This window comes from Bartonella sp. PS17NMGDW (genome assembly GCF_042193555.1).
Lineage (GTDB): Bacteria > Pseudomonadota > Alphaproteobacteria > Rhizobiales > Rhizobiaceae > Bartonella > Bartonella grahamii.
On the sequence record NZ_JBHILY010000003.1, the window covers coordinates 256283 to 276802 of the forward strand.

Genomic DNA, 20520 nt, shown 5'->3' on the forward strand with positions numbered 1-20520 from the left:
ATTTCTCATTCAACAGAGAGAAGGTTAAACGATCATGATAAATCAATATATTAGTAACAATCTCTTCATTCTAAAAAGCACCTTCATAAGAGCATTTTAGATCACAGATAGGAATAAGCTCAAAACGCACACCGCTACAAATACCCCACGTTTTTTATCGCAATATCTTTTGGCATAAATCATTTCCCTCTAAAAACACTTTTTGTTTGGCAGCCTCCCCAAAAAAGAACGAAAATTTTTAAACTCTAGCGATCTGTAAACAATAACAATCCAGCTTCTTGTCTAACGGGTTCCCCCTGCTCACTTCCGATCACCCCTGCTCAAAAGACAAATTTCATGAGAGTTGTGATTTCCTCCCAACGTCTCAAAGGACAACGATTCCTATCAGCAAAGGTTTGTAAACAATCCTACTTCTCTGGGCAGGTTCCTCTCAGCTTCCCCATTTATATGGTTTACTCACATAAAGCTCGACAAGAAAACCCTGCCTGAGAATATTCATCACTGTCGCTAAAGCCCATGTGTCATCATTTTAGCGACCTTACTACCTATGATGTTTTATCACATGCAACATATTGATTTATAAAGATAAGTATTCTTCATCTTAAATAAGGATTTTGAATAGCGTAAAACTCTCTCATTTTAAATCTATTCTCTGTTGAATCAATCAAAACCATTTTCTTGCACATCATAAAGGACTTGCACATCACAAGGGAAGAGAGCCTGCGTGGCGTAAAACTGTACAAGAAAGGCATGCCTCTTATGTACCGTCTCAAGTGCCAAGAGCTGTCGCAATACCCACGAGCTGGCAAAGTATATGATAGTGCCAGTTTGTTACGACACAGCGCTGTTTACCGCACAATGGATAACTTCACTTTTTCAGTTTCTCTCACTTCCAATTTTGGAAGACTGCGCACAATTTTCATTGTTTCCAAGCTTACTGTAATAACCCGCTGAAACAATTCCAATGGATAAGCTGGATTACCCACCGTTTCAACAGCATAGCGATTAGCATCATTAACAAGACCGCTCGCTTTGTCCGTTTTGACAATCTGCCGTTCCATAATCCATTCAAGAGCAGACCTGCCATTGACCACATAATCATAAGCTTCAAGAGGAATATTCTGCATCGTGATATGCGCATTATAAACCACTGTACTTTTATCAATAGCACCACGCTTACCAGCAAATTTCATCGCCTCAACACGATAGAAACTCTTCTCATCAGAAATCATCCAAGTTCTTGGATCACCCTGTTTATAGGTAACAGGATAGGGCTCAACCTCTTCATAATTCATATGCAAATCACCAAGCTTTCGCCCCGCTGTTACAAAAGCCCAAAAATCCTCTACCTTTTTAACTGTTGGGATACGTGGCAATTGTTTAGATAAATTATGCGCATAACGAGCACGATAATCTTCTGAATGCAAAATCCCATAAACATAATAAAACAAATCATCCTTTGTTATCATTTCACCAGGATATGCTGCATTAAAATAAGCCAACCCTTCATCCGTGAGAGCATCACGCCGCTCTAAACCAGTTTCTTTGCTTTCCTCTGCAAAATTTGCAAATAAATGAACCTGCTCTTCCTTTTTATTTTTCAAGGACGCAGAATCCTCATAAACATACCGTGGAAAACACTGACCTTTTTCCATTGCATCTAAGCTAGGCAAAACCCTGCTCATAAGGACAGAAAAACCACTGCTTGCTCCTATACCGGTAACTTGTATTACCCTATTCTCAACCGCTTGCTTCATAGGAAATATACGCGGCATTTGATAAACTCTCTCATTAAAGATGCGGTTATAATAAAGCCATTGCTGTGTAAAAGGACGATGAAGACCTTGAATTAAGCAATCACTTTCAAATTCAGAAAACTTTCCTCTTACCAGTTCTTCTTTAAGACTACTGCTCCAACTAATCTTTTTGGCATCCGTGTTAACAAAATCATTCACGGCATTCGCACGCGCCTTGCGATCAGCATGTGTGTAGGCATTATTAAAACGCTCTACTTCACCGTTATAAAAAGTAATCATATTGCTCATATTTTTCGCTAAAACTTCACGGCTTGAGTTGTATGCCCAAGCATCACGACCAGTTTGTATACCACGAGAAAAAATTTTGAATAGCTTTTTATCACTGCCCTTCTTATCACCTAAGGCTAGAAATTTTTCAAAATCATTGTTGCGCTGATCCAGCCAATCACCATGCTCATCTGGTGTAATCATCTGCCAACCGTGTTCACACTTGATACCACCAACACTACTCAACCGCTGAAGTTGAGATAATTTCTCTTTTGTCGTGAGATTATCACCAATATCGTAATAATGAATTTTGCACTGCTCCGTAACATTTGGATTTTTAACAAATAGTGTAACAGCAATTCCTGTCATGCTTCCACTGCCGAAAACATTTTGCCCTTCTTGAGCACGTCCTTTGCTCAACATATTTTTGCGAATATCACCACGCAAATTGAGAACATAAATGCTCGAGAATTCTTCACTCAATTCTTTTCGTAAGCCATTCGTAGAGTATCCATTGATAAAACCTGAATTTGTCACAAAACCAATAACACCACAGTCTTTTATGCGATCACTTGCCCACCGAATGGCACGAATATAACTGTCATAAAGTCCATTAACATTGCTTGCTTTGGATTGAGCGGCATAGGTTTCACGAATGCGACGATCCAATTTAGGATAGGCAATATTTTGTGCATTGTCGTTTTCACTTTTTTGTCCAGAAGAATAAGGGGGGTTGCCAACAATAACACGAATATCCAGTTCCTTCTGGTGTGCCCGACGTGTACTGTTATCCACCAGCAAATCACTGATCAAGTCTTTTTCTTGCTCATAAAGCTGGAATGTATCGGTCAAACAAATTCCCTCAAACGGAACATAACCTCCCCCCATCAGACCATGATAGGTTGTCTCAATATTAATGGCTGCAATATAATAGGCTAAAAGCACAATTTCATTGGCATGAATTTCATGACAAAATTTTTGTTTCATCTCCTCTGGTTTTATCAAACCCGATTGCAAAAGCCGCGTGATAAAAGTCCCCGTTCCTGTAAAGGGATCCATGATGTGCACACCCGATGAGCCAAGCGTTTGCGCAAATTCTTGCTCTAAGACATCATTGACAGAGTGCAAAATAAAATCCACAACCTCAACGGGAGTATAAACAATGCCTAGTTTTTCTACAGTACGTGGAAAAGCATAACGAAAAAACTTATCATAAAGCTCTATAATTAACCTCTGTTTTGCTTTTGGATCCGTAATGCCACTGGCGCGTAACTTTACACTTGTGTAAAATTTTTCCAGATCTTTGGATTCCTTATCAAGATTCGCCTCATCAAGCACATCAAGCATACGCTGCATAGCACGCGAGACAGGATTCTCACGTGTGAACTGATACCCTTCAAACAACACCTGAAAGACAGGACGCGTGATAATATGTTGTGCCAACATCTCAATCGCATCAGCCTCTGTAATCGCATCATTTAAATCATCACGCAGTTCTGCCACAAACCTATCAAAGGCTTGACGCGCCTCAGTATCTGGCTCTGCCAGAATACCTGTTAAGCGCGTGATATGATTCTTAGCAATTTCAGCAATGTTGCTCGCCCAATCTTCCCAATAATCACGTGTCCCACATTTCTTGACGATCTTTGCCAAAATCGCACGAGACAGTTCATCCACACAGAAAGAAAACTCCTTGTTTAGCTGATCTGTACGAGTTAAATCATATTCCGGTGCTCCAATTCCCGCTCGTGCAGGCTGTGAGCGTAGTGGAAGATTGTCTACAACAGCTGTAACAGCCTGTAACTCCGTGCTCTGTGTGACGCCAATAATCTCAATCACATTGCTGATATCTTGGCTCAGCGATGCCTTATTAATCGTCGCATCAAAACGATCATCATGCGCACGCAAAGCATTTAAAATTTGCCAAACAACCCGATATTTATCATTGTTGTTCAAAGCCTGTTCCACTGGAATCCCAGAGGGAATACCAATTGGCAAAATGACATACCCCATCTTTTTGCCCTCAGACCGACGCATCACCCGCCCAACCGCTTGCACAACATCAATCTGGCTCTTGCGTGGATTTAAAAACATGATCGCATCCAGAGCCGGAACATCCACCCCCTCAGACAAACACCGTGCATTGGTCAAAATACGACAAACATCCTCACCACTATCAGCTTTCAACCAATCAAGTAATGCACCACGATCCTTCGCATTGAAAGTGCCATCAACATGCTCAATTTCACACTTCAGAAAGTGCTCATTTTCCGTATCCTCTTTCGTATAATCAAGATATTCTCTAACAACCGCAGAAAATTCATCACGCACCAGTTCAGAACTTTTAATAGTTTTGCAAAACGCTAAAGCACGACGCATGGGGTGTGGATCCGCACCAACATCAGCCTTCAGATCTTGTTTTGTCAGCGCCTTATAACAGCCAATAATCTTCGTTGCATCATCAAGAACAAGCTCAGACTGGTCATCACTAAGACGCTTCTGAACAGCGGAACTGACCAATTTTTCGTCCACTGCTAAGACAATAACCTTATAATCCGTTAAAAGATCATTCTGTACTGCCCAAGAAAAACCCCGATAAAAAAGTGTTTTACCAAAAAGCTTTTCATCATCCATCGAAGCAAGAACGGCATTAACTTCATTCGCACGACTTTTTGCGTTATCACCAAAAATGCGTGGTGTCGCTGTCATATAAAGGCGCTTCTTGGCACGAATAACATCATTAGAATGCACCTTAACAAAATTGGATTCATCCTCTCCAACCAGCGTTGCCCCTGTTGTACGGTGCGCTTCATCACAAATGATAAGATCAAATGTTGGCAAACCATACTTTTTCTGAGCATCCGCAACCACCTGAATCGAATGATAGGTTGCAAACACAACGCTCATCCTATCTGCAACACTCTTACCCGCCTGTTCTGCAAGTTTAGCAGCATCGGTTGTCGCCGGAAAAGCAAGATCAAACACATCAATTTCAGCAACATCATCACTATTTTTACGACGCTTTCCCACTTGTGTATCTGAACAGACAGCAAAGGATCTCAATCCAATTTCTGCATCCGTTGTCCATTCACGAACCGTCTGTGACATCAGTGCCAAGGAAGGAACAAGAAACAAAACAAACTTGCCTTCACCCGCAAAATCCTCAGCAATTTTAAGACTGGTAAATGTCTTACCAGTACCACAAGCCATAATAAGCTTACCCCGATCTGCTTGAGCAAGCCCAGCACGCACATCACGCAACGCCTCCTGCTGATGTGGACGGATTTTCTTTTTATCCTCCAACACAACTTTGCCCTGGACTGCAAAAGTTTCCCAACGGATCGGACTTTGTTGTATATCGGAAAGATTAATCCGTATAACAGGAATATCCTGCCCCCGTATCATTGTTTCAGCGTTATCACTCCAAGCACTTTCAGTACTATCTATAATAACACGCCGCTTAAATGGAGCTTTCCCTGATGCCGAAATAAAACTATCAATATCTGCTTTTCTAATCCGATAGGCTGCATCATAAAATTTACATTGGATTGCTGCAAAACCCTCTCCATCACGAATCTTTGCCACAAGATCGATACCAGTATCACGACCATCCCAATCATTTTCACGAGCCCAATCTTTAAAGGTTTGAACCTTTTCATAACATCCAGACTGAAGAGGATCATGTGTCAGATAAGCAAGAGCAAAACGCTCAAAATACGTACCTTTGTCCCGTTCGGTACGCGCTTCGTCACGATATGTCTGTAAAAGCGATTGCAGCTTCATGCTTCCCCCCAATGAAAAATACTTTCAACTATCGAGTCTAGCCAAACTGGTTAATGCCTATTGTTTCACCCAAAAGACTTTAGATAACTCGATTTACTGAATGAACCGACTATTTAATAATGGAATATGTACTAAGCAAAACAAATGAATAAAGTTTTACTTATCAGCAAAAGAGTGGAATCTGCTTCCTACTCATCTCTGATAAATATCATGTAATCACTTACAAAAATGTAGAGATTTACTTTATTATTTGGGTGAGCTTCTTCTTGATATTTATCTATTGAAAGAGTATAAGTTCATACTCAGAAGGTGCTAAACGCAATAAAAGCATATCATAAAACCAATTACCAGCTATACCAATACACATAATAATGAATGCAGTAATTAACATTCCCAGCAACATGAGCCCGTAAGTGCATTCATCTCATTCTCCCTACAAAATTGGAGCTTCGTAAAAACCTATATCTCCGTCGCATAAAGCCATAAAGAATCTTAAAACCAAACGTTACCAATGCCAACGCCCCTCCCTTTGCCATACAATTTGTGACAAAAAACAGGGGCACGAATAAACAAAAGGAAAAGAAAAACTATAGAAGACCAACTCGCCTCGTATACCCGTTCGTTTTTTTGAGATATAAGCTGTTTTTCGTTTAAATTTTCTTCTTTTTTATCTTGTTTGTTAACAGATATACACTCCCCTTCCCCTCTTAACTTTTAGGTTAAAATCCTAAAGTTATCGCGCCTTGTATTTTGTATAGTTATAAAAATACAAGGGAAATTTATTCATGATACGTTGGGCCGTAAAACGTCATCCTTTAACGTTATATAGAGCACGCTCCACTTAACGAATAAAGCGTTTTCTAAAATGGAACAGGGAATAATGCTAAACTTTTCCCATCCATGTTTCGCTTCATAAACGCTTCTTCCAAGTGGTAAACATCACAACAAATATGCTCCAATTGATAAAGCTTAATCGCGTGAAAGAGCGACAACAGGGTCAAGCCGTGAAGCTTGCCGCGCTGGAGAAAAGCCAAAACATATTCCAATGAGGGTCGAAAAAGTAAGGGATAGGATGATCGAATCAATCGTATAAACCAAGTGGATAGGCGCCTTAAACAGAAGAAATAAACCACCGATAGAAAGCCCAAACAGAATCCCCAAACCACCACCAATGACACAAACCAAAACCGCTTCAATGAGAAACTGCTGCAAAATATCACTTTGGCGTGCACCAACTGCCATACGTACACCAATTTCATTGATCCGCTCAGAAACGGTGACCAGCATAATATTCATCACCCCAATACCACCCACAATCAGGGAAATCGCTGCAATTGAAGAAATTAAAAGTGTTAAGATATGTGTACTCTCCATGATACGTTCACGAAAGAATTCTGAATTTCTAATGAAAAAATCCTCTCCACCATGCCGCATAATGAGAAAACGTTTCACCATGTTTTCCGCTAAATGTGAATCGACATCATCAGCAATCCTAACGGTAATCGCACGAACTTCTGTTGTGCCAAGAAAACGCGTTTGCACTGTTGTATAGGGCAAATAAAGCTGTAATGTATTTGATGTATTTCCATTTGCGTTATTTTGTGAATCAACAACACCAATAATACGTGCTGGAACATTACCCACAAGCACCACTTTGCCAAGGGGGCTTTCATGGCTATGGGGAAAAAGAACAGACAATGCTTCTTTCTCAATCACGAGATCAACCGCCCGATCCTGCACACTTTTTTGATCAAAAAACTGTCCTTTGAAAACCTTAAGCCCCTGTGTCTGAAAGAATTGTTCTCCCACCCCCACAATGACGGCATTGACTTCAACTGCACCAAAACGCACTTTCGAGCTTGTTGAAATCTGAGGTGTTACACCAGAAACATAAGGTAACCCAGACAATGCTTCTGCATCAGCTTCAACAAGAGTTGTTATTTTCTCTGCTTGTGGATCAGAAAAACTTTTGCCAGGTAAAATTGTTAATGTATTAGCACCCAAGCTTTTAAAATTTTCCAAAATTTTCTCTCGTGTACCATTTCCCAAAGCGACCATAGCAATAATCGCCCCAATACCGATAATCACCCCAAGCATTGTTAAAAAAGTTCGCATTCGATGTGCATTCATTGCCAACAAAGCCATAACAAATGCCTCACGAAAACGTTCAACAAAAGACCGAAAAGAGCCAAGCTGTTGTTTAACTTTTAGTGTCTGTTTTTCGTAAAAAGACTGACTATCCGTTTTTATCTTTGCCCCCGCTGCTCTTTTCTTCGCAACCTTTGTCATACTGTCAGCAATAATTTCTCCATCACTGATTTCGATAATACGCTCCGCTCTTTTGGCCACCTGCATATCGTGAGTTACAATGATAATAGTACGACCTTCTTGATGAAGCTCATCCAAAATACGCAACACTTCCTGTCCACTCTGTTTATCCAGTGCACCTGTTGGCTCATCGGCAAGAATAACCTCCGCATTATTCATCAACGCTCGAGCAATAGACACCCGTTGTTGTTGACCACCTGAGAGTTGATTTGGACGATGATTCACCCGATCGCCCATGCCCAAGCGCGTTAAAAGATCTTGTGCACGCTTTTTCCTTGCTTCCACAGCACATCCTGCATAAATAGCCGGAATTTCAACATTCCCAAGAGCTGTCAATTCATTCAACAAATGATAGCGCTGGAAAATAAAACCAAAATGATTGCGCCGCAAAGCCGACAATTCATCAGCTGAAAGAGAGGCTGTTTCTTTCCCTGCAATCCAATAACGACCAGAAGTTGCCCGATCAAGACAGCCTAAGATATTCATTAATGTAGATTTTCCTGAACCAGAAGCTCCCACAATCGCTACCATTTCACCGCGCTTAATGGTAAGATTGATATCCTTCAAAACAGTAACAAATGTTTCGCCCGCTGGAAATTTACGTACAATATTTTCCAACACAAGGACAGCATCTGCTTGGTTTGTGTTCATGGCTTAAATCTCGTCTTCACTATGCACGTCAGAAGGTTCTGGCATCACCCCATCAGGCGAGCCGGTGATAACAACATCACCCTCATTAAGTCCTGAAACAATCTCTGCCATCACTTTATTATTCAAACCAACGCTCACCTGTTTAGTAACCACCTTGTTCCCCCCCTCCAAAACAGAAACCCATGCCTTATGCTCTTTTGTCTCATCGCGTAAAGCATCGCTTGGAACCAACAAAACATTTTGAGCACGCCCTAAGATAATATGAACTTGAGCAGTCATATAGGTTCGCAAAAAATTGTCCGCATTATCAACATGTAAAATTCCGTTATAATAAATAGCTGATGAGATTAAAGCACTAGACCCCCCTACCATACCAGGATTAATACTCACATCAGCACGAATTGCTTCAGGAGCCGGCTCTATCTTTTCTAAAACGCCCTCATAACGACGCTGCGAATTCCCTAAAACTGTAAAATAAAGTGGTTGTCCAGCTTGAACTTTAAGAACATCAGCTTCTGAAATTTGCGCCTTGATCGTCATCTTTGACAAATCGCCCAAAATAACAATTGTTGGCGCCGACTGAACCGCATTCACATTCTGTCCTTCTTCCACAACTGTTGCCAAAACCGTTCCCGCTGAAGGAGCAATGATGCGTGTATAACCTAAATTGACCTCTGCACTATCCACATCAATTTGTGCTTGCACAATCTGCTGTTGAAGTTGAGCAATTTGTGCCTCACGTATTTTTACTTGTGTCGCAGCATCATCGAGATTAGCCCGTGAAACCGCACGTGACTCGATCATTTTTTTCTGACGTGCTAAATTTTTCTGCGCAAGAGAAAGATGGGCTTCTTGTTCTACCAAACTCGCATAATAGTGAGATAATGCTGCTTTTTTTCTTTTTAAATCATTTTCTTGATCTGTAGGATCAATTTCTGCCAAGAGATCGCCTTCTTTCACAACACTCCCAGGAGAAACGCGCATTGACACCACACGCCCTGTTGCACGCGCACCAACAGCCACCAACCGATAAGGACGTACAAGACCAGAAGCTAAAACACTTTCCTCAATATCCCCACGCTTCACCACCGCAGTTATATAAGTTGGGCTAGATGTTCCAAAAACAACAGAACGCAACCATAAAAACAAGAGAAGAAGAAATATAGCAGCTAAAAAGAAAGAAAGTTTTTTGTGTTTTGTAATGAAATTTTTGAGTAGACTTTTTTTCATTTTCCTACCTTTGCACGCGAACGAGGTGCACCATCAACGACTTCCGGACGTGATACATCAACAACGCCATCCCAGCCCCCCCCCAATGCTTTCATCAACGTGATATATTGCGTAACCAAAGAAACACGGCTATCTTTAAGTGCCATTTGTGCAGAATAATAAGAGCGATCAGCGTTTAACAATTCAAGAAAACTGGTATTTCCATTCTCAAAAAGACTCCGTGAAAGTTTTAAGGAATGAAGAGAAGCTTTATTCGCAATGATCAGCTTTTCTAAGCGTTGATGTTCTTTAGTTAATCTTACCAGCGCATTTTCTACATCTTCTAAAGCTCCCAAAACAGCAGCCCGATAAGTAATAAAAGCTTGATCACGCTGTGCACGCGCTACCGCAATAGAAGCCTCAACCTGACCTCCATTAAAAAAAGGAAAACGCAAACCAGGCCCAAAAGACCAACCAATCGTTGAATTTTTCCATAACTGATCTATCGCCGTTGCGGCTGTCGAAATATTACCTGTTAAAGTAAGTGAGGGATAGCGATCTGCTTCACGTTGACCAATCCGCGCTGTCGCTTGCGCATATTGACGCTCTGCCCGTCGTAAATCCGGACGTGTTAACAAAATATCAGCTGGAATTCCTGCTGGTATCGGCCAGTGCGGTTGTGGAATCTTTGTATGCTTAGCATTTTTTTGTAAAAGAGCCTTCAATGCCGTAGGCACACGACCAGTTAAGACAGAAAGACGATGAACGCTCATTGCTAAATTCGCTTCCATCTGTGATATATCTGCTTCTGTATTTGCCATTTGTGCTTGCGCATTTGAAACATCGAGCTCAGAAACATCACCAGCTGTTAATCTAGCACGCATCAATTCATAGGTTTTACGTTGTGATACTGCAATTTGCCGCACAATTAACAATTTCTGTTGCCAACCACGCATTTGTACATAATTTGTTGCCACATCTCCTAACAATGTCACCATGGTAGCGCGCATATCTTCCACAGCCGCATCAAGACCATAACGCGCTGCTTCAACCGCTCGTTTATGCCCACCAAAAAAATCAAGCTCCCAGCTTGCATCAAAACCACTATGATATTGGTTTAACAATGCATCAGACTGTCCAGAATAACTACGGGTTCCTGAAATTGAATTGGACACATTTGGCAAAAGAGTTCCCACAACCTGTCCTAAACCCGCACGTGCCTCACGTACCCGAGCTTTGGCAACAGCAACATTATTATTTCCAGAAATCGCATAATCCATTAATGCATCTAGAACAGGGTCATTCAAACGCCGCCACCATCCGGCAAGCGCAACTGGCTGTCCTACAGTCTGTGCAGATTTTTCTCCCCAAACTGCTGGAACACGAAAAGATGTTTTCTGGTAATTAGGACCAACCATACATCCTGACAAAAGCAAACACAACAAGACACAAGAAAGTAATCCACGAGAAGCGCCCCTTTTGAGATTTCTGATATACATCTAGTCTCCCGCATTCTTTCAGAATCATTATTTAATATTAATACTTTATTTACCTCTTATTTCAAACTTGACGTGAAAAATCAAATACAGTTTGCACAGGAATATGATCTGAAGGGCGTTCCCATCCGCGCGCATCACGAAAAATCGAAAGATCTACAACAAAAGGTGCTAAATCAGGAGAAGACCAAACATGATCAAGCCGCCGTCCATAATCGGTAAATGCCCAATCGCGTGCACGATAACTCCACCATGTATAAAGCTTGGTAGGAGCAGGAATATGAAACCGCATCAGATCAACCCATCCACCTTGACAACACAAGTCCTGTAAACGCTCGGTTTCAATGGGAGTATGGCTTACAACCTTCAACAATTGCTGATGAGACCAAACATCCTCTGCCAAAGGAGCAATATTTAAATCGCCCACCAAAAGAGAAGAAAGACCATCTCCTTGATCCGCACGTATAGAGGACATTTCTTCTAAAAAATCAAGCTTATGCCGAAATTTTTCATTCACATCAGCATCTGGAATATCTCCCCCAGCAGGAACATAAAAATTATGAATCCGCAAGCTTCTCCCATGGGCTTCCACAATAACTGAGATATAGCGACAATCTTGGTTTTGGCAAAAGAAACGCTTTTCTACCTTTTTAAAAGGCAAACGAGAAACAATAGCCACCCCGTTATAAGATTTTTGTCCACTCAATGCGATATGCTCATAACCCGCTGCTTCAAAAGCCCCCACTGGAAATAAAGCATCTGGACATTTTGTTTCCTGTAGACACAAAACATCTGCGGAAAAGAGTTCCAAATACTGAAAAACCTGTGCAAGACGCAAACGAATAGAATTAATATTCCAAGTTGCAATACGAAATAACATCCATTTCAATCCCAATGAAACAACACCGCACTATTTCTTCGAAGGAAGTGCAAACATTCCATTAGCGAAACGGACGTCTGTCCGCACATTCATAATCTGCACAGTAGTTTCCAAATTTTGTTGGTCAACAATTGTCCACTGCCGCAAAGCAGAGCCTTTAGAATCAAAAACCATCCTTATTTTCCCTGCCCCAATCGTTTTATCACGCAGAACAATCGTCACAGCCCCTGGATCTTCGCGAAATGCCAACAAGCGCCCAGAAGATATATCAATTTTATCAGCCAACAGAAACTTCATTGGCGTTTGCGAAAGTTGTGAAAAGTTCCAAGTATTCAAAGCCCGATTGTTAATACCTACAAATTGGCCATCTGCAATAATCTGTAAAGGCATTTTCTTATAAATAAAACGAATTTTCCCTGGGCGCTCTAAATAAAATGTCCCTTGGGACATTTTTCCCTTTGGACTAAACTGAATAAAATCACCTGTCATTGTTTTGATTGCCGCAAAGTGATTTACAACATTTTGCGCCTTTATCACTTTATTAGACGCTTGCGAAAAAACAGGAAAAGTTAAACACCAAAAGATAATAATTCCCACCAACCCAAAGACTCTTCTTTGCGGAAAAAAAGACGTTTTCATAAAAAATGCTCCCAAGCAATGTTTAATTGACTTTATAATTTATAACTTAAGTGATCAACGATGAATAAATACCCTTCTTTATAAAATAAAGATATTGTTTGAAAAAAATATCAAAATATTTTTAACAGTATTCTTCTTCGACAATCTCCAAAACTTTTTGCTTACCCATATCATTTACTAGACTAATAATGCCTTCTTCTTCCATCTTTTCAATCAATGTTGCGGCACGGTTATAACCAATACCTAAACAATGTTGAATATGAGAAGTTGAAGCACAATAGCAACAGCTTGACTATAGGGATCATCTGCTAAAGAAAAAGCCAAAGAAACATCCTTCTTTATTGCCTGCGGTATCGTTTCCAAATAATCAGTCTGCGTTTAAATTTCCGAAGGCATTCAAATTTCCCGCTTTTCTGCTGATTTTCTAAACGCATAATATATTCTTTATATATTCTTTCCCACCCCTAATCTGTGAAGCAATATAAATTATAGTCAATACATAACGGATTAAGTACTAAACATATATTGCTCGCGAACCTGAAAACTCCTTTAAGTGGCAAAAATGCTTTTTTGACTTCCTTCCAATCCAAAAGAATAAAAATTTTCACTCAAACCAGTCTGTAAACAGTTTGGAGTTTAGCAGATTTCACTTGGCTTCCCACCCCATATGATTCATCTATATAAGGCTCCACAGATAAGCCTTGCCCCTAAATATTTAGAGCGCACTTAAAAAGACACTTAAATATCAAGCCTTACATGCTTTTATACCCCTACACTCGCAATGACATTATTTTATACCAAGATATTGATTTATAATAAATTATCTTTTTAACTTAAATCATAACGCCAAATACAGGAAGATTCTCTCATCTCATACTCTCTCATATTGAATCAACTCAAATCATTTGCTTGCACGTTACAAGCAAGGTTGGTGTATGGATAAAAGTTATATAAGATAAAGAATCCCCTTATAAAGAGTCTCAAGTGCCAAGGAGCTATCGCAAATCGAGAACTGGTATATGAAAATACAGACTTTCTACGATACAGTAGGATAAACACTTGTTTTATAAGATGTTATAGAAAGCAACTATAAAGATTTTTCAAAAGCGTTCTTCTTCGGCAGGCACTAAAATTTCTCGTTTCCCTGCGTGATTTGCTGGACTAATGATACCTTCTTCTTCCATCCTCTCAATCAATGTAGCAGCACGGTTATAACCAATGCCTAAACGGCGTTGAATATAAGAAGTCGAAGCCTTACGATCACGAAGCACAATAGCAACAGCTTGGCTATAGGGATCATCTTCTGAAGGAGAAGCTAAAGAAACATCAGCACCATCCTCTTCAACTTCTTGCGTAATTGTTTCCAAATAATCAGGTCGTGCTTGCGCTTTGAGATGCGCAACAACCTGCTCCACTTCATCATCTGCAACAAAAGGACCATGCACACGTTGAACACGTCCTCCTCCCATCATAAAGAGCATATCTCCTTGTCCCAATAATTGCTCAGCCCCCTGTTCGCCCAAAATTGTTCGGCTATCGATTTTTGAACTTACAGAAAAAGAAATACGTGTAGGAAAATTGGCTTTGATCGTCCCAGTAATAACATCGACAGAAGGACGCTGCGTCGCCATAATCACGTGGATACCGGCAGCACGTGCCATTTGTGCCAAGCGTTGAACCGCGCCTTCAATGTCTTTACCAGCAACCATCATCAAATCAGCCATTTCATCAATAATGACAACAATATAGGGCATAGGACTAAAATCAAGTGTTTCCGTTTCATAAAGAGGCTCACCAGTCTCGCGATCAAATCCAACTTGAATTGTCCGCGCCATTGTCTCTCCCTGACTTGCTGCTTCCCTAAGACGTGCATTAAACCCATCAATATTACGAACGCCTAATTTTGACATTTTACTATAGCGCTCTTCCATTTCACGAACAGCCCACTTTAAAGCAATCACGGCTTTTTTAGGATCTGTCACCACGGGTGTTAATAAATGAGGAATGCCATCATAAACCGAAAGCTCAAGCATTTTCGGATCCACCATAATGAGACGACATTGTTCAGGTGTCATACGATAAAGCAATGATAAAATCATTGTATTGATAGCAACAGACTTTCCCGATCCTGTTGTACCAGCAACCAAAAGATGGGGCATTTTTGCTAAATCTGCAATAACAGCTTCCCCCCCGATTGTCTTACCTAAAGCAAGTCCTAGCTTTGCTTTGCTGTCAATAAATTCTTGCGCCTGCAACATTTCTCGTAAATAAACCATCTCACGCTTTGCATTAGGCAATTCTATTCCAATCACATTGCGTCCTGGAACCACCGCAACACGCGCTGAAATCGCACGCATCGAGCGTGCAATATCATCTGCCAAACCAATAATACGGGAGGACTTAATGCCAGCAGCCGGTTCAAATTCATACAAAGTCACCACCGGTCCAGGACAAGCATCAATAATTTGCCCTTTAACTCCAAAATCTAACAAAACCCCTTCAAGTTCCTGAGAATTTGCTCTTAAAACAGCAGGAGAAAGTTTTGCATCTCTAACAGACGGTGGTGGAACCGAAAGATAATCTACAAGAGGAAGAACAAAATCACCATTTGAAGAAGCTGTTAAAGACTTTCGATTTTTAACAGAAGCAACATAGGTTTTATTTTGATTTTCCTCACACTTTACTTTTTCACCCAAAAAAGTTGGCTCAATCCGATCAAATGGCTTTCCTTGCACCTTACTCTGAAAACGCCTTTTGAAACAGAAAAAACGAAAGAAACGCGCTTGTAAAAAATAAAAAAGATGTAAAAGAGCGCCAAAAGTTGTCGCAAAAAAACCATGATTTTCACGATCATCCTCTGCAGCATATTCCGTATCTTCTTCCAATTCAAAAACTGGATTAACGATTGCATCTTTTGGAATGCTTTTTTCTTTTCTTTTCTTTGTTCGACGCCGCCATATCACATTGCCAGCAAAAGCAGCAGTGAAAAAACCTAAAAGAATAAAAACAACACTGAAAAACACCGTGTAAAGAGGAGAAAGAAAAAGAGGAAAAACTGAAGAAGCAACACTTAAAGCTTTATCTCCTAAAACCCCTCCCAATCCCATTGGCAATGGCCAATAAGTAAAAGAAGCAACAGGTGACATAAGGGCAAAAGCAATTAAAAAACAAATCGTTGATAGCGCCCATAAAAAAAAGCGCAAAGTCAAATTGTAGATATTCTTTTGCGCCAACAAGAGAAAAGACCAAAATAATGGCGGTAACAAAACAGCAAGACTTGCCAAGCCAAAAAACTGCATAATAAAATCTGAAAAAATTGCCCCCATCCACCCCATAAGGTTTGTAACCTCATTTGTACTTGCATGGGTTAAAGATGGATCCTCAACATTCCACGTCGCCAAAGCAAATACACAAAAAATAATAAAGCCCAAAAGCCCAAGCCCAATAAATACCCCTATCTGACGTAAAAACATCTCAATAAGACGCGAACCTTGAGAATTTCGCACTTCTAATGAATCATAAGGAGAAGAACTTCGGTGCATCTATCAATTCCAAATACAAAACTTTCATATTTTAAAGAGTTATAACTCTCTCTCGTAAAAAAGGATGAAGCTTAAACTCTGTGCCAATCTGTAAACAAATAACCTGTAAACAATCCGGCTTTTTATCTAGTCTAGCGCATTCTACCTTCTAACCACTTCATATCACTCATACATCACCACCCTAAGAGACTATCCTTCATAAGGCGCACAAAAAGCTCTCGCTGAATATTTTATCACACGATCAACCAAAAAACACCTCATGTGTAAAGTTTTACATGGGTCCTATAGGCACCTCCTAAACAGACGATGTTTTTTACGCTACATCATGATAACGGCAAAATATGAATACTGTTTTAACCATCACGAATGAACACAGTTTTTTATTTATCATACTAACTAAATGTCCCCCTTCAGGACAGGCATACTAAAGTAATTCATACAACTTAAAAAAATACACGACCATCTTTGGTTATTTTTAGTTTTCTTTTTTATCAACCAAGTGTAAAAAGAATTGAAGAGGACATTCAAAAAAGCTTATCCGATAAATCTGTAAAATGAATCACATAAATGATGAAGCAGAAGAACTCTGAAAAACCAATCTGTCATCAGATTGGTGCCAAAAAGAAACCTCGTTTTGTAAAGTAGAAAGAAAAGTAAACGTTAAGATATTTTAGGCAATTTAAAAAGATATTCTTTTTTAAAAAAAGCAAACTGTAAACAATGGAAGAAGTATTGTGTGTTCTAATCGCAATAAAGACGTACAGCCCAATAAAAAAATTAAATCTCATAAAACGAAACAATGTGATCTGCTCATTGCAGGGGGGGCGGCTGTCGGTTTAACCTTAGCGATAGCACTCAAGCAAACAGCCCCTAATCTGAAAATAAAAATCGTTGATGCTGCTCCGCAAGGAGATACTCCTGCTTCTAACATACGAACCATTGCCCTTGCTGCCGCTTCTATTCGTATGTTAAAACAATTACAATGTTGGGAACCTATAAAACCCTATGCGCAACCCATTCATTCAATGATCATCACAGATACAAGCACAAGTGACCCTGTCAAACCCACTCTTTTAACCTTTGAAGGCGACATTACCCCTGGTGAGCCCTTTGCTGCTATGGTAGAGCAGAGAGAACTCATCAACACTTTAAAAAAACGTGTCAAAGATCTCAATATCCCTGTTATTGCAAACACACGTGTCATTGATTTTCATCAAGAAGACCAACATAAAACCGTCACTTTAAATAATGAAGAGGTTTGGCAAACAAAATTGCTTATTGCAGCCGACGGAGCCCATTCGAAATTACGCCAAAAAGCAGGTCTTAAAAACTTTTCTCATCCCTATAAACAAACAGCAATCATCTGCACAGTTGAACATGAAAAACCCCATAATGGTCAAGCAATTCAACATTTTTTACCTGCCGGTCCTTTTGCTCTTCTCCCTCTCAAAGGCAACCGATCTGCCATTGTGTGGAATGAAGATCATAAAACTGCGCAATATTATCTCAAAGCTAATGCCCTTATTTTTGAAACAGAACTCGAAAGACGCATTGGCCATCGATTAGGCAAACTCTCTTGGAATGGCGAACGTCAAGCTTTTCCTTTAAGTCTTTCTTTAACACGTCAATGCGTTAAACCACGTTTTGCTCTCGTTGGCGACGCCGCCCATACCATCCACCCCATTGCAGGACAAGGACTCAATTTAGGATTACGCGATAGCGCTGCCCTCGCTGAAGTGATTATTGAAGCAGCACGACTAGGTCTTGACATTGGCTCCCTCACTGCTTTAGAGCGCTATCAAAGCTGGAGACGTTTTGAAGTTGTCCGTATGGCTTTAAGCAATGATTGGCTTAATAAACTCTTTTCTAATGATAGCCTTCTTTTACGGATGCTCCGCGATACCGGCCTTGGTATCGTTAATCAAGCGCCAAAAATAAAAAAATACTTCATTCAAGAAGCTGCCGGTCTCACTCCCAATGCCCCACGTCTTCTACACGGCTTCCCACTTTAAGCAAAAATTCATCCTATTTCACTTTTTTACAACCTTTGCCTTCCTCCTTCAAAGAACAAAAAATTCCTATCTCATCCAATCTGTTTACAAACCAGATTCCTGTCGAGTAATTTTCTCTTGACTTCCTCCTCCCATATTTCACTTAACATAAGACTCGACAAGCGAGTACATTCTAAGAATATTCACCACGCACTGAAAAATAATGTCTCAAAGAGGTTGCCTTATATCACCACACCTTAAAAGAAGGCATTTCACGTCATAACGAAATAAACAAGACTTTTTAGCACACAACATTTTATTTATAATAATAAATTCATTGTTCTCATATTGAGTAAGAAATCTAACGATCATAAAATACCCTTATTTCAAATCTCTCTCATGTTGAAGCAATCAAAATCATTCACTTGCACATCACGAACGAGAGTGTCGTATAAATAAAAAAAATTAAACAAAGCAATAAAAAAAACCTCCCTCTCTCAAGAACTAAGGACTTTAGCAATATTGGAGGCGAGTAAAGTGTATAAGGACGCCGGCTTATATTTTTTATTGAAATAAAAGCTGGTGTACAAAAATGGATTTTATGTAATCATAGGGACTTTCACGTTATACTATTCACGAAAAGCATCATAAAATAAGCTTCGTTGCATTGAAAAATTTTTCTTTTAAAACAAGCGCGTAAATTGGTAACACAACTGTATTCCGTTTGGGGTATTCTGTTCCTCAGACAAACCCTTTAACTTATTGTGGAATACCACACAATTTTAGAAAAAATATTCCGATATATAACAAAGTGTTCCGTACTCTATACCATCACACAAAATTGTAAACGTGCATATCACCCCCCTATTTCACACCATAAAAGAAGATAAACCGCAATAGAATGGCTTAATCCTTTTATTTTCAAATACGCTCTTTATTCATAATTCATTATTCATAAATGCTCATAAATGAATTTTAATCACAAACGCTCAGAAATATGTCATAAATTCTATAAAACTCATAACAGCCATAGAGATTTTTCATTTCCTACACACTCACTCATCTCAACTAAACGAACGATAAATCGATAAATAAAGTAAATGCCTCATATATAATCTTACAGAAAAAAGACCAAACAAAATCTATAACATCAGGCTTGTTTTACAGAACAGTATTTCAAAAATATAAGTATGCTAATTTATTAACATATTAATTGATAAAATTATTATTTTACATATTGAGTAAAATCCCTATGCAATAAATCATTCTCATTTCGACCATTTTTGTAAAGAGTCAATAAAACTATAAAAAGAAGTAAAATATCCCCCTCTCTCAAATGCAAAAAGCAATTACAATATTTTAATCCGGCATCATCATTATGCTTGCCAGATTATAACAACAAGACCTTTTTCACTTAAATACATTTGTTCATACCCCCTATCATTTTATTTGATCACTCAATACTTTAATATATTCATTCAGTATGTTTATATAATCAAATTACCCAAAAGAGCATACTTCTTGCATTTACATTCATTGGTATTCCCTTATCTTTTAAATATCGCACACGTGTTACGTTACTTCGAGTTCATCAAGTGTATACCCATTCTCCAGCCACTCTTTAATCCACTTAGGTCTACGTCCACGCCCATTCCATAATTCCCATTGGTTATTGGGATTTCTATAATGGCGCTCTTTGCTCACAAGATCAGCGATATCAATTCCATGGGCATTAGCAATTTCAAGAATTTTTCGTCGCGCATTTTGCTTTTCCTTTGCTTGCCGTTTTTTTAATTCCACATCGATTTGTGTACGCATCTCTTGTAGTTCATCAAAATTCATATTTTTGAGATCATTCACCTTAATTACTCCCCTTGCAAAAAAGAATTTTTTTCTTGCCATATTTTAAACACAATTATAGACAATTTCTGTCCATTTATTATCGAAATTAAAATTACGATGCATATATCACTTTGA

At 39.5% G+C, this 20520-nt stretch carries 9 protein-coding genes and 1 pseudogene; 1 reads left to right on the forward strand and 9 read right to left on the reverse strand.

Going from position 1 to position 20520, the window contains the following annotated elements:
• Positions 1-848: 848 nt before the first annotated feature.
• The 8 genes and pseudogenes from ACFIJK_RS03845 to ACFIJK_RS03880 form a co-directional block, all read right to left on the reverse strand.
• Positions 849-5807, reverse strand: a complete 4959-nt coding sequence (locus ACFIJK_RS03845) for a DEAD/DEAH box helicase (protein WP_375626621.1) — start codon at positions 5805-5807, stop codon at positions 849-851.
• Between the two features lie 969 nt (positions 5808-6776).
• Positions 6777-8786 (reverse strand): MacB family efflux pump subunit, encoded by a 2010-nt coding sequence (locus ACFIJK_RS03850; protein WP_375625214.1) that lies wholly within the window; start codon positions 8784-8786, stop codon positions 6777-6779.
• A 3-nt stretch (positions 8787-8789) separates the two neighbouring features.
• Positions 8790-10016 (reverse strand): efflux RND transporter periplasmic adaptor subunit, encoded by a 1227-nt coding sequence (locus tag ACFIJK_RS03855; RefSeq protein WP_375625213.1) that lies wholly within the window; start codon positions 10014-10016, stop codon positions 8790-8792.
• Positions 10013-11494, reverse strand: coding sequence for an efflux transporter outer membrane subunit (locus tag ACFIJK_RS03860; RefSeq protein ID WP_375626624.1), 1482 nt, complete (start codon positions 11492-11494; stop codon positions 10013-10015). Before ACFIJK_RS03860 ends, ACFIJK_RS03855 begins: the two co-directional genes overlap by 4 nt.
• 61 nt (positions 11495-11555) lie before the next feature.
• Positions 11556-12371 (reverse strand): exodeoxyribonuclease III, encoded by an 816-nt coding sequence (locus ACFIJK_RS03865; protein ID WP_375626626.1) that lies wholly within the window; start codon positions 12369-12371, stop codon positions 11556-11558.
• 30 nt (positions 12372-12401) lie between these two features.
• Positions 12402-13010: an outer membrane lipoprotein carrier protein LolA gene (locus ACFIJK_RS03870; RefSeq protein ID WP_375626628.1), complete on the reverse strand. Its 609-nt coding sequence runs from the start codon at positions 13008-13010 to the stop codon at positions 12402-12404.
• 121 nt (positions 13011-13131) lie between these two features.
• Positions 13132-13379, reverse strand: a pseudogene (locus tag ACFIJK_RS03875) (DNA translocase FtsK); the annotation flags it as partial.
• 731 nt (positions 13380-14110) lie between these two features.
• Positions 14111-16552: a DNA translocase FtsK 4TM domain-containing protein gene (locus tag ACFIJK_RS03880; RefSeq protein ID WP_375626630.1), complete on the reverse strand. Its 2442-nt coding sequence runs from the start codon at positions 16550-16552 to the stop codon at positions 14111-14113.
• Between the two features lie 734 nt (positions 16553-17286).
• Here ACFIJK_RS03880 and ACFIJK_RS03885 point away from each other — a divergent pair.
• Entirely contained in the window at positions 17287-18564 is a 1278-nt protein-coding gene (locus ACFIJK_RS03885) for a ubiquinone biosynthesis hydroxylase (RefSeq protein WP_375626632.1), read from the forward strand.
• A 1551-nt stretch (positions 18565-20115) separates the two neighbouring features.
• Here ACFIJK_RS03885 and ACFIJK_RS03890 read toward each other — a convergent pair.
• Positions 20116-20403 (reverse strand): H-NS family nucleoid-associated regulatory protein, encoded by a 288-nt coding sequence (locus ACFIJK_RS03890; RefSeq protein WP_015857007.1) that lies wholly within the window; start codon positions 20401-20403, stop codon positions 20116-20118.
• Positions 20404-20520 lie beyond the last annotated feature (117 nt).

Coding starts and splice junctions, on each gene's coding strand:
- ACFIJK_RS03870 (WP_375626628.1), bottom strand. CDS start 13,010: ATGAAAACGTCTTTTTTTCCGCAAAGAAGAGTCTTTGGGTTGGTGGGA.
- ACFIJK_RS03860 (WP_375626624.1), bottom strand. CDS start 11,494: ATGTATATCAGAAATCTCAAAAGGGGCGCTTCTCGTGGATTACTTTCT.
- ACFIJK_RS03865 (WP_375626626.1), bottom strand. CDS start 12,371: ATGTTATTTCGTATTGCAACTTGGAATATTAATTCTATTCGTTTGCGT.
- ACFIJK_RS03850 (WP_375625214.1), bottom strand. CDS start 8,786: ATGAACACAAACCAAGCAGATGCTGTCCTTGTGTTGGAAAATATTGTA.
- ACFIJK_RS03855 (WP_375625213.1), bottom strand. CDS start 10,016: ATGAAAAAAAGTCTACTCAAAAATTTCATTACAAAACACAAAAAACTT.
- ACFIJK_RS03845 (WP_375626621.1), bottom strand. CDS start 5,807: ATGAAGCTGCAATCGCTTTTACAGACATATCGTGACGAAGCGCGTACC.
- ACFIJK_RS03880 (WP_375626630.1), bottom strand. CDS start 16,552: ATGCACCGAAGTTCTTCTCCTTATGATTCATTAGAAGTGCGAAATTCT.